At 72.0% G+C, this 13,055-nt stretch carries 12 protein-coding genes; 3 read left to right on the top strand and 9 right to left on the bottom strand.

All coding sequences use genetic code 11. The features are described 5' to 3' along the window. Nucleotides 1–47: 47 nt before the first annotated feature. The 4 genes from dapA to ACGFIE_RS15030 form a co-directional block, all read right to left on the bottom strand. Nucleotides 48–974 carry a 4-hydroxy-tetrahydrodipicolinate synthase gene (gene dapA / locus ACGFIE_RS15045; RefSeq protein WP_393294754.1) on the bottom strand — a complete coding sequence of 309 codons (927 nt, stop codon included), beginning with the start codon at nt 972–974 and terminating at the stop codon, nt 48–50. Between the two features lie 47 nt (nt 975–1,021). Further along, on the bottom strand, nt 1,022–1,762 hold the full coding sequence (thyX, locus tag ACGFIE_RS15040; RefSeq protein ID WP_363689045.1) for an FAD-dependent thymidylate synthase: 741 nt from the start codon (nt 1,760–1,762) through the stop codon (nt 1,022–1,024). Nucleotides 1,763–2,093: 331 nt separating this feature from the next. Beyond that, nucleotides 2,094–2,735 carry a DUF2752 domain-containing protein gene (locus tag ACGFIE_RS15035; RefSeq protein ID WP_393294752.1) on the bottom strand — a complete coding sequence of 214 codons (642 nt, stop codon included), beginning with the start codon at nt 2,733–2,735 and terminating at the stop codon, nt 2,094–2,096. Continuing rightward, nucleotides 2,725–3,954, bottom strand: coding sequence for a winged helix-turn-helix domain-containing protein (locus ACGFIE_RS15030; RefSeq protein ID WP_393294750.1), 1,230 nt, complete (start codon nt 3,952–3,954; stop codon nt 2,725–2,727). Before ACGFIE_RS15030 ends, ACGFIE_RS15035 begins: the two co-directional genes overlap by 11 nt. Before the next feature lie 80 nt (nt 3,955–4,034). On the opposite strand from ACGFIE_RS15030, the gene ACGFIE_RS15025 reads away from it, so the two are divergent. After that, complete coding sequence (locus tag ACGFIE_RS15025; RefSeq protein ID WP_363688963.1) at nt 4,035–4,586, top strand: GNAT family N-acetyltransferase; 552 nt, start codon at nt 4,035–4,037, stop codon at nt 4,584–4,586. Here ACGFIE_RS15025 and ACGFIE_RS15020 read toward each other — a convergent pair. Continuing rightward, complete coding sequence (locus tag ACGFIE_RS15020; protein WP_393294747.1) at nt 4,485–5,759, bottom strand: glycosyltransferase 87 family protein; 1,275 nt, start codon at nt 5,757–5,759, stop codon at nt 4,485–4,487. The two genes, ACGFIE_RS15025 and ACGFIE_RS15020, sit on opposite strands and share 102 nt — an antisense overlap. A gap of 35 nt (nt 5,760–5,794) precedes the next feature. Between ACGFIE_RS15020 and ACGFIE_RS15015 the strand changes: the two genes are divergently transcribed. Beyond that, nucleotides 5,795–6,376 (top strand): GNAT family N-acetyltransferase, encoded by a 582-nt coding sequence (locus ACGFIE_RS15015; RefSeq protein WP_393294745.1) that lies wholly within the window; start codon nt 5,795–5,797, stop codon nt 6,374–6,376. A gap of 46 nt (nt 6,377–6,422) precedes the next feature. On the opposite strand, the gene ACGFIE_RS15010 is transcribed toward ACGFIE_RS15015, so the two are convergent. The 4 genes from ACGFIE_RS15010 to ACGFIE_RS14995 form a co-directional block, all read right to left on the bottom strand. After that, a complete protein-coding gene (locus tag ACGFIE_RS15010; protein WP_393294743.1) occupies nt 6,423–7,310 on the bottom strand; it encodes a carbohydrate ABC transporter permease in 888 nt (295 codons plus the stop codon). Between the two features lies 1 nt (nt 7,311). Then, entirely contained in the window at nt 7,312–8,433 is a 1,122-nt protein-coding gene (locus tag ACGFIE_RS15005; protein WP_393294741.1) for a carbohydrate ABC transporter permease, read from the bottom strand. Between the two features lie 74 nt (nt 8,434–8,507). Next, entirely contained in the window at nt 8,508–9,758 is a 1,251-nt protein-coding gene (locus ACGFIE_RS15000) for an extracellular solute-binding protein (protein ID WP_393294739.1), read from the bottom strand. A gap of 24 nt (nt 9,759–9,782) precedes the next feature. Beyond that, on the bottom strand, nt 9,783–10,745 hold the full coding sequence (locus ACGFIE_RS14995; protein WP_393294737.1) for a LacI family DNA-binding transcriptional regulator: 963 nt from the start codon (nt 10,743–10,745) through the stop codon (nt 9,783–9,785). 172 nt (nt 10,746–10,917) lie between these two features. Between ACGFIE_RS14995 and ACGFIE_RS14990 the strand changes: the two genes are divergently transcribed. Continuing rightward, nucleotides 10,918–13,029, top strand: a complete 2,112-nt coding sequence (locus tag ACGFIE_RS14990; protein ID WP_393294735.1) for a glycogen debranching N-terminal domain-containing protein — start codon at nt 10,918–10,920, stop codon at nt 13,027–13,029. The last annotated feature ends 26 nt before the right edge of the window (nt 13,030–13,055 follow it).

The raw sequence follows: 13,055 nt of genomic DNA, 5'->3' as shown, positions 1-13,055 counted from the left end.
CACCTCATTCTGCGACGCCGTCACTCGGCGCCCATCGTGTCGTTCGATCATTCGGGCAGCTCCAGGCCCGCTGCCGCGAAGTCCGCGCGCAGCTGGGCGATCTCGTCGTCGGTGGCGTCCACGAGCGGGGGTCGCACCGGGCCGGCCGGCAGGCCGAGCGACGCCAGGCCCGCCTTCACCAGGATGGTGCCCTGCGTGCGGAAGATGCCGGTGAACAGCGGCAGCAGCCGCCGGTGCAGGGCAAGCGCGGCCGGCATGTCCCCCGCGTCGTACGCCTCGATCATTTTTGCGGTCAGCGCCCCGGTGAAGTGCGTCGAGGTGCCGACCACGCCCACGCATCCGACGGCCAGCGCCGGCAGGGTGAGCGCGTCCTCGCCGCTGTAGAAGGCGAGGCCGGTCCGGCTGGTAACCCAACTGGTGGCGGTCAGGTCGCCCTTGGCGTCCTTGACCGCGACGATCCGGCCATGGTCGGCCAGCCGGACCAGCGTCTCGGTGTCGATCGGCACGCCGGAGCGGTGCGGGATGTCGTACAGCATCACCGGCAGTCCGCTGGCGTCGGCCACGGCGGTGAAGTGCCGCAGCAGACCGCTCTGCGGCGGCTTGTTGTAGTACGGAGTGACCACGAGCAGCCCGTGCGCGCCGGCCTTCTCGGCGGCGGCGGCCAGCTCGATGGTGTGCCGGGTGTCGTTGGTGCCGACCCCGGCGACGACCCTGGCCCGGTCACCGACGGCCTCCACCACTGCCCGGATCAGGCGTTCCTTCTCCGCGTCGGTGGTGGTCGGCGACTCGCCGGTGGTGCCGTTGACCACCAGCGCGTCGTTGCCCTGCTCGTCGACCAGGTGGCTCGCCAGCCGGGCGGCACCGTCGAGGTCGAGCGTGCCGTCGGACGTGAACGGGCTCACCATGGCCGTGAGCACCCGGCCGAAGGGGCGGGACACCGGTCGGGCCGCGGTGTCGGGGTGGTCGTGCGTCATACCCTCCAACCTAGCGGACGACCAGCCGGAGCCCGCCGGGGAAGGGCTCAGGACGCCTCGTGCGGGCTGGCCGCCACCTCGGTGCCGTCCGGCAGCGTGGAGATCACGAAGTCGGCGAAGACGTTCGGCGCCACCGTCTGGAGCTGGCGCAGGCACTCCACGGCCAGCTCACGGATCTCCACGTCGGCGTGCTCGGTGGCTCGCATCGCGATGAAGTGCCGCCACGCCCGGTAGTTGCCGGTGACCACGATCCGCGTCTCGGTGGCGTTGGGCAGCACCGCGCGGGCGGCCTGTCGGGCCTGCTTGCGGCGCAGCGTCGGGTTCGGCTCGTCGGAGAAGCGCTGCTCAAGGCCCTCCAACAACTCGGTGTACGCCCGAACGCTCGCCTCGGCGGCCTCGACGAACTTCTTGTGCAGCTCGGGGTCGTCGGCGATGACGGCCGGCTCGACCATGGCCGCGTCCCGCTCGGGGACGTAGCGCTGCGAGAGCTGGGAGTACGAGAAGTGCCGGTGCCGGATCAGCTCGTGGGTGAGGGAGCGGGAGACGCCGGTGAAGTAGAAGGTCACCGAGCCGTGCTCCAGCACGCTCAGGTGGCCGACGTCGAGGATGTGCGCGAGGTAGCCGGCGTTGGTGGCGGTGGCCGGGTTCGGCTTCTTCCACGACTGGTAGCAGGCCCGTCCGGCGAACTCGGCGAGCGCCTGGCCGCCCTCGGCATCGGTCGACCACGGCACGTCGTCCGGGGCCGCGAACTGGGTCCACGCGATCAACTTGACCTGGGGCTGCACCATCTCCGGCATTCCTGGGACTGTAGTGGCCGACGGCTGCGCGCCCAACTCGGGCTCACGGTGCGGCAACCGCCCAGTAACGGACAAATCACCGACACCGCCGAGCCAGCGAAGGTCGCGGGTGTCCAAGATCTCGACCAGCTCGCCGGCACGCCGCCGGTCCCCCGCACGTCCTCGGCTGCCTGTAGAGCTGCCCCATTCCCGGGGCGGAGGCGAGGCTGAGGCCAGCGACAACCGTGACTCATGCCCCATAGCTGGGGCAGCTCTACAGCGGACGGGGGATGGTCGGACCTCACCCGCGGAGGCAGCGAGAGGGACCGCGCGGGTGGGGCGCTCAGACGTAGAGCGAGGTGAACGGCGCCCAGGGCAGGTTGCGCAGCACCGAGAACGCCAGCCACGCGCCCAGGAACCCGACGATGACCTTGGAGCTGATCCGCAGCTCCGGCAGCCGCCAGCCGAACGCCTGGTTGGCCGCCCAGGCGACGAAGAGGTACGCCAGGAAGGGCAGCGCGAAGACGAAGAGGAAGTGGTGACGGGCCGCGGCCGGGAGGTCGGCGTGCAGCACGTACCAGAGCGCACGGGTGCCGCCGCAGCCTGGGCAGTCCAGCCCGGTGGTCAGCTTGAGCAGGCAGGTCGGCGCGGCGTCCGGGTCGGCCTCGGTCGGGTTGCTCAGCAGCGCGTAGGCCATGCCGAGGCCCACGCAGCCGACCGCGGCGAGCGGCACCGCCCAGCGCGGCGAACGCTCGTAGAGCCGCAGCACGACCCGGGTGAGCCGGTCGGGCTCGGGCGCCGGGTAGCCGTAACCACCCGCCGGACTCGCCGGCCAACCGGTCGGCGCAACGTCCGCCGCGCCAGCGGGGACCGCGGTGCCGACCGCGGTGCCGACCGCGTCGTCGGGCACCGTGTGGACCGCGCCGGCGGTGGGCTGCGGCTGGTCGACCGGTCCGGGAACGCTCGTCACGCGCTCACGGTACACCGGACACGCCGGCCAACGCGGCGGTGAGCGGACCGGCCAGGTCGCCGGCCGCGGGGGGCGCCACCGCGTCCAGCCCGAGCCAGCCGGCGAGCCGGTACAGCTCGGCGGCGAGGGCGACCGCCGTCTCCCCCGGATCGGCGCCGGGCTCGATCCAGGCGGCCGGCACCAGCAGCACTCCGGCCTTGCGGTCGGCCTTCAGGTCGACCCGGGCGGTGAACCGATCGCCCTGCAGGAACGGCAGCACGTAGTAGCCGTACACCCGCTGCGGCGCCGGGACGTAGATCTCGATCCGGTAGCTGAAGTCGAACAGTCGTTCGGTGCGGGCACGTTCCCAGATCAGCGGGTCGAACGGGCTGACCAGCGTGTTGCCGCGAACCCACCGGGGCAGTCGGGCGGACGCGTGCAGCCAGGCGGGCTGCCGCCAGCCCGCCACGGTGACCGGCACCAGTTCGCCGGCCTCGGCCAGCTCCGCGACGGCCTGCCGGGCGCCGGCCAGTGGCAGCCGGAAGTAGTCGCGCAGCTCCGGCTCGGCGGCCACCCCGAGCGACCGTGCCGCCAGGGCCACCAGAGCGCGGTACGCCTCGGCGTCGGTCGGGGTGGGCGCGGCCAGCACGGCCGGCGGGAGCACCCGCTCGGGCAGGTCGTAGCGGCGGGCGAAGGAGGTGCTGCGCTCGGCGGCGGTCACCTCGCCGGCCCAGAACAGGAACTCCAGCGCCCGCTTCACCGCCGACCAGTTCCACCCCCAGTTGCCGGTCTCCCGGGGGGCGTCGTGCTCGATCTCGGCGGCGGTCAACGGGCCCCGCGCGGCCACCTCGTCCCGGACCCAGGCGACCAGCTCCGGCTGCTCCTGGGCGATGCGCCGCATGCCGCCCCAGGATTCGCTGTGCGCGCGGGCCATCCGCCAGCGCAGCAGCGGGTGCAGCCCCACCGGCACCAGGGACGCCTCGTGACCCCAGTACTCGAACAGCTCGCGGGGACGCCGGTAGGCGGCCTGGTCGAGCAGGGTGGTGGGGTACGGACCGAGCCGGCTGTAGAGCGGCAGGTAGTGCGCGCGCTGCAGCACGTTCACCGAGTCCATCTGGATCAGCCCGACCCGGTCGAGGACCCGGCGCAGGTGTCGACGCGTGGGCACCCCGACCGGCGGCGGGTCGGCGAAGCCCTGGGCGGCGAGCGCCACCCGGCGGGCCTGGGCGAGCGAGAGTGATTCCGGTGCGGCCATCGTCGGCGACGATAAATCATCGGTACGACGTCGGTGCGGGAAGCTGGACTCGGACCGCCACGGGGGCATAGAACGGTGCAATGCTGACCATCCGCCGGGAGGAGCCGGACGACGCCGAGGCGGTCGCCCGGGTGCACGTGCACGGCTGGCAGTCGGGGTACGCCGGTGTCATGCCGGACGAGGTGCTCGGGCGACTCAACGTGGGGGCCTGGGCGCAGCGCCGCCGTGACGTGGGCACCGCCGACCCGGAGCACCCGTTCAGCACCCTGCTCGGTGAGGTGGACGGGCTGGTCGTCGGCTTCACCACGTTCGGGCCGTACCGCCGCAACCAGGACCGCGACGACCTGGACGCGACTGTCGGCGAGGTGCTGGCGCTCTACGTCGAGCCGGCGTTCTGGGGCGACGGGACGGCCACCGCGCTGCTCGCGGCCGCCCGCGCCGGGCTCAGCGAGCGGGGCTGGACCGGCTACCGGCTGTGGGTGCTGGCGGACAACGGGCGGGCCCGCCGGTTCTACGAGCGGGCCGGGCTGTCAGCGGACGGTGAGCAGTCGACCTACCAGGTGCCGCTCGCCGGCGGGCGCGGGCCGGTCGGGCTTGTCGAGCTGCGGTACGCCGGCCGTCTCGACGACTGACCCGCCGGGTGCCAGCCACCGGCGGACCGGCAGGAAGGCCAGCAGGGCCAGGCTGATCCAGACGTACGCGTTGCTGCCGAGGAAGCCGTCGACGCCTGTGAAGTCCTTCTCCCAGAACCAGACGGTTCGGCTGATCAGCAGCACGTACCCGATAGTCGCGGCGGTCAGCAGGACGCGGCGACGACGACCGGCCGGCGCGGCCATCGCGTTGTCGACGAGCAGGATCAGCCCGGGCAGCAGCCAGACCAGGTGATGGACCCAGGTGACCGGGCTGACCAGGCACATCACCGCGCCGGTGAGCGCCAGGCCGGTCGCCTCGTCGCCGGCCGCGACGGCGGCCCGGGACCGCCAGGCCCAGAGCGCCAGGGCGCCGAGCACGAGCAGCAGCCAGAGCAGTGTGCTCGGGTGCTGCGGGTCGAGCCGGGCGACCACCCCGCGCAGTGACTGGTTGGAGACGAACGCCAGCTCGCCGACGCGCCCGGTGTTCCACAGCGCCTCGGTCCAGAATTCCCGGGAGGCGTCCGGGAAGAGCGCGCCGGCCAGCAGCGACACCCCGGCGGCCGCGGCGCTGGCGGTGAGCGCCGCCCGCCACCGCCCGGTGACCAGCAGATAGACGATGAAGATGCCGGGGGTCAGCTTGATCGCGGTGGCCAGGCCGATGCCCACCCCGGCCCACCGGTTGCCGGCCGGCAGCAGCCGCAGCAGGTCCACCGCCACCAGGAAGAGCAGCAGCGTGTTGACCTGGCCGAAGTTCACCGTCTCCCGCATCGGCTCGAACGCGGCGGCCAGGCAGAGCGCGACGGCGAGCGCGAACCAGCGGGTCCAGCCGGCCCGGCGGGCGATCGGGTCGACAAGCCACCAGATCAACACCGTGGTGGTGGCCACGCTGGCGAGCACGCTCACCACGATCGCGGCCGACCACGGCAGGTACGCCATCGGCAGCATGACAAGCGCCGCGAACGGCGGGTACGTGAAGCCGTACTGGGTGCCCGGTTTGAGGTAGTCGTAGATCTCCCCGCCGTCGTGCACCCACCACGTCAACGCGCCGTAGTAGACCTTCAGGTCGAAGAAACCGTGCCGGACGGCAGCGACGGCGAGGAACGCGGTGACCGCCGCGGCGAGCACCACCACCCCGACGACCTGCGCGGTCGTCCTGTTGGCACCCTGCGCCACCGCCGCCTCCCTCGCCCTGCGTAGGCTTCCGTCCCATGGCTCTCGGGTACGTCCGCCCGGCGCGTCCCGAGGACGCCGGCGAGATCGCACGCATCCAGCTCGCGACCTGGCGCGTCGCGTACCGCCGCATTCTGCCTCGGCACGTGCTCGACAACCTGGACGAGGGGTTCCTCGCCCGGCGGTGGAGCGCCGCGGTGCTGGAGCCGCCCTCGGGCGCGCACCGGGTGCTGGTCGCCGTCGAACAGGCCGAGCAATCGTATCTGGTGGGGTTCGCCGCCTCCGGCCCGGCCGACGGCGAGGCGCTCGCCCCGGGTGAGCCGGCCGACGCGCTCGGGCCGGACGTGGCCGCCGTGACCGACCTGCTGGTGGAGCCGCGCTGGGGCCGGCGGGGGCACGGCAGTCGCCTGCTCGCCGCGACCGTCGACCTGTGGCGGGAAGACGGGCTGAGTCGAGCGGTGGCCTGGGCGTTCGACGGTGACGAGGCGACCCGGAAGTTCCTCACCAGCACCGGCTGGGAGCCCGACGGCGCGGCCCGGGCGCTGGACGTCGACGACATGCTGGTGCCCCAGGTACGCCTGCACGTGGCCGTCCCGACCGAGAAGGTACCGGCCGAGTGACCGACAGTGGCGGCCTGGACGCGGAGCCGCCACTGTCGGTCCGGGGTCAGCCCTTGTCCGAGCCGTCGTTGGCGTCGCGGACGAAGTAGCGCTGGAACACCACGAAGATGATCGCCACCGGGATGGTGGCGAGCAGCGCCGCTCCCAGCTTGAGCGGGTACTGGGTGCCGCTGCCGAGCGAGCCGCTGACCAGGTCGGCGAGGCCGCGCGGCAGGGTGAACAGGTCGGGGTCCTGCACCGACACGAGGCTGTGCGGGAACTCGTTCCAGGAGCCCTGGAACGACAGGATGGTGAGGGTGATCAGCGCCGGCTTCGCCATCGGCAGCACCACCGACCAGAAGGTGCGAAAGACGCTCGCCCCGTCGATGCGGGCGGCCTCCTCGACGCTCACCGGGATCGACTCGAAGAACTGCTTCATGATGAACACGCCTGCCGCGTCGGCCAGCAGCGGCACCACCAGGCCGGCGTAGCTGTTGTAGATGCCGAGTTGGTTGAGCACCAGGAATTTCGGGATCAGCAGTACCACGCCGGGCACCGCCATGACCGCGATGACTGCGGCGAACAGTCCGCCGCGACCGGCGAACCGCAGCCGGGCGAGGGCGTAGCCGGCGAGCGAGTCGAAGAACACCCGGCCGAGGGTCACCAGCACTGTCACCAGCAGCGAGTTGCCCAGCCAGAGTGGGAAATTGGTGCCCGCGAAGATCCGCTCGAAGCCCGCCAGGGTGAGCGGGTCCGGGATCGGGGAGAGCGGGTTCGCCGCCGCGTCGGGCTCGGTCTTGAACGAGCTGGAGATCTGGATGACGAACGGGTAGAGGAACACCAACCCGAAGAAGACAAGCGTTGCGTACCCCAGGAAGCGGGTGGCCAGGGTGCGACCCGCGCGCTGGTCGCCGCGCGCGGGCGCGGCCGCCGGGCGGTCGGTGAGCACGGCCATGTCAGGACCTCTCCGGTACGCGTCGACGCCACCAGCCGCGGCGCGGCCGGTCGGTGTCCCGCTCGGCGAGCGCCCGGCGCTGGATCAGGGTGAGCACGATGATGATGAGGAACAGCACGAAGGAGATCGCCGCGCCGGAGCCGTAGTCGAAGTCCCGGAAGGCGGTCCGGTACGACAGGTAGGCCGGGGTGAGGGTGGTCTTGGCCGGGTCGCCCTGGCTCATGACGTACACCTGGTCGAAGACCTGCCAGGAGCCGATCGTGCCGAGGGTGAGCACCAGGAAGGTGGTCGGCCTGATCATCGGCAGGGTGACGTAGCGGAAGCGCTGCCAGCGGGAGGCGCCGTCGAGGGTGCTGGCCTCGTCCAGCGTCACGGGCACGTTCTGCAGGCCGGCGAGGAACATCAGCATGAACGTGCCGGAGGTGGTCCAGACGACAAGCGTGATGATCGAGATCATCGCCACGCTGGGGCCGGACAGCCAGTCCCACCAGGTCAGCCCGAACGGGCCACCGTCGGTGAGCGCCGCCGGGGGTGTGTCGACACCGAGCGCGCCGAAGAGGAGGTGCAGCACGCCACGGGAGTCGGCGAACCACTCCGGTCCGTCGATACCGAGGAGGCTGAGCAGCGCGTTCACCGCGCCGGAGTTGGCGAACAGGAACAGGAACACCACGCTGATCGCGACCGAGCTGGTGACCGAGGGGAAGTAGAACGCGCTGCGGAAGAAGCTCTTGCCCTTGAGCATCCGGTTGTTGACGACGAGCGCCAGCCCGAGCGCCAGCACGGTCTGCGCCGGCACCACTATCGCCACGTAGTAGATGTTGTTGCGGATGCTCGTCATGAAGTCGCGGCGGGCCAGCCCGTCCTCGGTGAACAACTGCGTGTAGTTGTGCGCGCCGACGAACGGGACGTCGCCGGTGAACGGGCTGCCCTGCCCGTTCCAGTCGGTCAGGCTGACCCAGAGCGCCATCAGGATCGGCAGCAGCAGGAACAGCCCCAGGATGACGATCACCGGCGTGACGAAGAGCCAGCCGGCGAGGTTCTCGTTGCCGCGCACGCCACCACGGCGTCGCCGAGGGCTCGCCTCGGGCGCGGTGGGCGCGGCGGTCAGTGTCTCGGTTGTCATATCCCCTCCTCCCCTCTCTCGGGCCGGAGGCGCGGACAGGGGCCCCGCCTGTCGCCGGGCCCCTGTCGGTCGCCTCAGCTGCCGCCGAGCGCCGCCTTGGCGTTCTTGTCGAAGTTCTGCAGCACGGTCTTCGGGTCGCCGTTGGTCAGGCTCTGGAGTCCGGTGTCCAGGTCCTTGAGGACGCTGTCCATCTTCGGGGCGTTCACCGGGCCCTGGGCGTACGCGACGCCGTCGACGAACACCTTGTCCGCCGGGAAGGCGGCCGTGTACTGGTCGCGCACCGACTGCCGGGACGGCATGACGCCGAACGCCTTCGCGAAGGTCATCTGCTGCTCGCCGCTCGTCATCGCCTCGACGAACTTGATCGCCTGATCCTTGTACTTCGACTTCGCCGCGACGCCCCAGCACTGGGTGAAGGAGAGCGTGCCCTGACCCTTCGGGCCGGCCGGCAGTGCCACCACCTTGTACTTCACGTTGGGGAAGTCGTTCTGCAGAGCACCCTTGATCCAGTTGCCCTCGATGGTCATCACGGCCTTGTCCTTGCCGAACGCCTCACCGGACCAGCCCGCGTCGAGCTGCTTCGGGTACTTGGCCAGGCCGGAGGTGAGCAGGGTCTTGACGTACTGGAGGGCGGCCAGGTTCTCCGGGGTGTCGGCGGTCGGCTGCTTGCCGTCCTTGCTCAGCAGCCAGCCGCCGTTCTGCACCAGGAAGGCGCCGATCCGGTCCCGGGTGTCGCCGAGCGCCAGGGCGACCTGCCCCTTCGCCTTGATCTTCTGGGCGGTCGCGGTGAGCTGGTCCCAGGTGGTCGGCACGTCGGCGTCGGCCAGGCCGGCCTTCGCCCACAGGTCCGTGTTGATCTGCAGGGCCAGGGTGGAGAAGTCCTTGGGCGCGCAGTAGAGCTTGCCGTCGTAGGTGAACGTGGTGCGCAGGCTCTCGTAGAAGTCGCCCGAGTTGCTGATCTTGTCGCCGTACGGCTCCAGGGCGCCGACGCTGGCGTAGTCGGCGAACCGGGACGCGTCCACGTAGAAGACGTCCGGCGGCGTGCCGCCGGCCAGGCCTTGGCCGAGCTGCTGGGTGAGGTCCTGCGCCGGGGTGACAGTCGCGGTGTTGCCGGAACTCGTGGCCCACTTCGCGGCTGCGTCCTGCACGGCCTTGGTCTCGGCCTCGCCGGAGGATCCGATCAGGATCTGCAGGTTGGCCGGGCCGCTGGACTGCTTGGCGTCGCCGGACGAGTCGTCGAAGCCGCTGCCGCAGGCCGCCGACCCGAGAAGGGCGACGGCGGCGAGGCCGGCCACCGCGGCCCGGGTAAGGGTTCTGGGTGCCATTTTCTCTCCTGGTGGGGGATGGGACTACGCGGTGTGCCGCAGTGCCAGCGAGGGCTGGAGCAGCACGTGGGTGGGGGTCTCGTGGTTGCCGTCGAGGACCCCGGTGAGCAGGTCCACGCAGCGGGCGGCGGCCTCGCCCAGCGGTTGGCTGACGCTGGCCAGCCCCACCGCGGCGGCGACCGGCGTGTCGTCGAAGCCGATCACCGACACCGGCGGGTCGGTGCCCCGGATCGCCTGGAGCGCTCCGAGGGCGAGCGAGTCGCTGGCACAGAGCACGGCGGTCGGCGCCACGGCGGCGAGCAGGTCACGTGTCAGCCGTTCGCCCTCGGCGATGCCGTCCTCGGTCTCGCGGTGCAGCCCGGTCGGGTCGACACCGGCGTTGCGCAGCGCGTCGTGCCAACCGGCCCGCCTGTCGTCGCCGACACCGGACCCGAGTGGCCATCCGATGAACGCGATCCGTCGGTGCCCGGCTGCCAGCAGGTGGCGGGTGGCCGCGCCGGTGCCGGCCGCGCCGTCCACGTCGACCCAGGGGTGTGCGTCGAGCGCGTCCCACGGGCGGCCGAAGGTCACGAACGGCACGTCCCGGTCGGCGAGCCAGGCGGTACGCGGGTCGCCGTACTTGGTGCCGACGAGCACGAAGGCGTCGAGCTCGTACGTGCCGAGCAGGTCGTCGTAGGTGGCGATCTCCCGCTCGTCGTCGGTGGCGGTGTAGAGCAGCACCCGGTAGCCGGCGGCGTCGGCGGTCTCGGTGAGGCCGTGCAGGAAGCGGTCGAGCACGGAGCCGTTGACGCCGTCGCGGGTCGGTTCGATCCGGGCGGCGATGAGTCGGGACCGACCGGTACGCATCTGTCGGGCCGCCTGGTTGGCCCGGTAACCGAGTGCGGCGATGGCGTCCTCGACCCGCTGGCGGGTCTCCTGCCGCACGATGTGTGGGGCGTTGAGCACGTTGGAAACCGTCTGCCGGCTCACTCGGGCGTGCCGGGCCACCGTCGCAATGGTTACCTTATCGGGCACTTAATCCCTCTCGCCGTCTTGAACGATCCAATTCGGATAGTGCAGGATTAGATCGTTCAAGTTTCTGGAATGTTTCGCACTTTGCACCGCCAGGGGCGCGTTGTCAAGATGACCGCCCCGCACCCCGAGGATCTGGAGCCGCACCGTGATCGAACGCCAGCTGCAACCCCTCCTGCACGAGTTGGTGGGGGTGGTGCTCGCCCCGACCAGTGCGCTGGGGGACGCGACCGGGCAGATCCGCCCGACGGGTGTCCAGGGCGTCTTCCACGCCGACGCCCGGGTGGTCTCCCGGGCCGAGCTGCGGGTCGACGACCAGGAGCTGGAGGGGCTGACCCGCGGCGACGACGGCCCGCACGGCGCACACTTCGTGGGCCTGGCCCGCTGGCTCGGTGACCCCACGCCCGACCCCACCGTCCGCGTCGACCGGCTCCGGCGGGCCACCCGCGACGGCCTCACCGAGGAGCTGCGGATCGTCTCCACCGCCACGGTCGGCGTACGGGCCACAGTCACCGTCGACCTCGGCTGCGACCTGGCACCCATCGAGGTCGTCAAGTCCGGCGGCGCCACCGACGCGCTGGCGGCCACGACCGACCAGGCGGGCACGCTCAGCTGGTCGGGCAGCGGGATCACCGTCACCGTCACCGCGCCGGGCGCCGACGTGCTCGCCGAGGGTGAGCGGGCCACCGCGCCCCGGCTGGCCTGGCCGATCGACCTGCCCGCCGGAGGCGAGACGGTGCTGCGCTGGCAGGTGAGGGTCGAGGACCCGCGCGCCGTGGTGGTCGGACCGACCGGGGAGCCGGAGTGGTCCCGTCCCGAGGTGACGGCGGACGACAGGCGGCTGGTCCGACTGCTCGACCGCAGCCTGGACGACCTGCGCGGCCTGCGACTTGCCGAGACCGGCGCACCCGCGGACGTGTTCCTCGGTGCCGGGGTGCCCTGGTTCCTCACCCTGTTCGGCCGGGACAGCCTCTGGGCGGCCCGGATGATGCTGCCGCTGGGCACCGACCTGGCCGCCGGCACCCTGCGCGTGCTCGCCCGTCGACAGGGCACCCGCGTCGACCCGGCCACCGGGGAATCCCCCGGCAAGATCCTGCACGAGCTGCGCCGGCACGAGGTCGCGCTGCCCGGGAACGGGCTGCGCCTCCCGCCGGCGTACTACGGCACCGTCGACGCCACCATGCTCTGGGTCAACCTGCTGCACGACGCGTGGCGGTGGGGAATGCCCACCGAGCAGATCGAGCCCCTGCTGCCGCACCTGGAGGCCGCACTGGGCTGGCTGGGCGAGCACGCCGACCCGGACGGCGACGGCCTGGTCGAGTACGTCGACACCACCGGCCACGGGCTGTCCAATCAGGGCTGGAAGGACTCCGGCGACGCCGTCCGGTTCCGCGACGGCTCACTGGCCACCGCGCCGATCGTGCTGGCCGAGGTGCAGGGGTACGCCCACGAGGCCGCGGTGAACGGCGCCGCCCTGCTGGACGCCTTCGGCCGCCCCGGCGGCGACCGCTGGCGCGAGCACGCCGCCACGCTGGCCCGCCGGTTCCGGGAGAGCTTCTGGGTCGACGGCCGGTACGGCCCGCAGCCCGCCCTGGCCCTCGACCGGGACAAGCGGCCCGTCGACTCGCTGACCAGCAACATCGGCCACCTGCTCGGCACCGGCCTGCTCGACCGGGACGAGGAGGCCCAGGTCGCACACCTGCTCATCACCGACACGATGGCCGCAGGGTTCGGGCTACGCACCATGTCCAGCGACGACGCCGGCTTCAGCCCGCTGTCGTACCACTGTGGCTCGATCTGGACCCACGACACCGCGATCGTGCTCGGTGGGCTGGCCCGCGCCGGGCACCGCGAGGCCGCGCTCGGCCTGGCCGAGGGGCTGCTCAGCGCGGCCGAGGCGTTCGACTACCGGCTTCCGGAGCTGTACGGCGGCGACGCCCGTTCAGTGGTCAACCGCCCGGTGCCCTACCCGGCCTCCTGCCGGCCGCAGGCGTGGGCGGCGGCGGGCGCGGTGCTCCTACTGCAGGCGGCGACCGGCCTCTACCCGGACGTCCCGGGCGGCACGATCCGGGTGGCACCCCTGGCTGGCCCCGAGCTGGGCGCCCTCACGGTCACCAACCTCCGCGTGGCCGACAACCCGGTGACGGTCGAGGTCGACCGCACCGGCGAAGCCACAGTCACCGGCCTCCCCACCCCGCTGACCCCAACCCCAGCCGTCCCCACCCAACGCAACCCCACCACCCCGTCCCTCCCCCGCTGAACGTGAAGATCTTGGACAGTTTCCGT

Origin of the sequence: Micromonospora sp. NPDC049275 (genome assembly GCF_043197115.1) — a bacterium.
GTDB lineage: Bacteria > Actinomycetota > Actinomycetes > Mycobacteriales > Micromonosporaceae > Micromonospora.
This window is presented reverse-complemented; position numbering and strand designations above follow the sequence as displayed.

Bases quoted from the DNA above. Each gene is read 5' to 3' on its own strand.
- dapA (WP_393294754.1), bottom strand. From the start codon at position 974: ATGACGCACGACCACCCCGACACCGCGGCCCGACCGGTGTCCCGCCCC.
- thyX (WP_363689045.1), bottom strand. From the start codon at position 1,762: ATGGTGCAGCCCCAGGTCAAGTTGATCGCGTGGACCCAGTTCGCGGCC.
- ACGFIE_RS15030 (WP_393294750.1), bottom strand. From the start codon at position 3,954: ATGGCCGCACCGGAATCACTCTCGCTCGCCCAGGCCCGCCGGGTGGCG.
- ACGFIE_RS15025 (WP_363688963.1), top strand. From the start codon at position 4,035: ATGCTGACCATCCGCCGGGAGGAGCCGGACGACGCCGAGGCGGTCGCC.
- ACGFIE_RS15015 (WP_393294745.1), top strand. From the start codon at position 5,795: ATGGCTCTCGGGTACGTCCGCCCGGCGCGTCCCGAGGACGCCGGCGAG.
- ACGFIE_RS15010 (WP_393294743.1), bottom strand. From the start codon at position 7,310: ATGGCCGTGCTCACCGACCGCCCGGCGGCCGCGCCCGCGCGCGGCGAC.
- ACGFIE_RS15005 (WP_393294741.1), bottom strand. From the start codon at position 8,433: ATGACAACCGAGACACTGACCGCCGCGCCCACCGCGCCCGAGGCGAGC.
- ACGFIE_RS15000 (WP_393294739.1), bottom strand. From the start codon at position 9,758: ATGGCACCCAGAACCCTTACCCGGGCCGCGGTGGCCGGCCTCGCCGCC.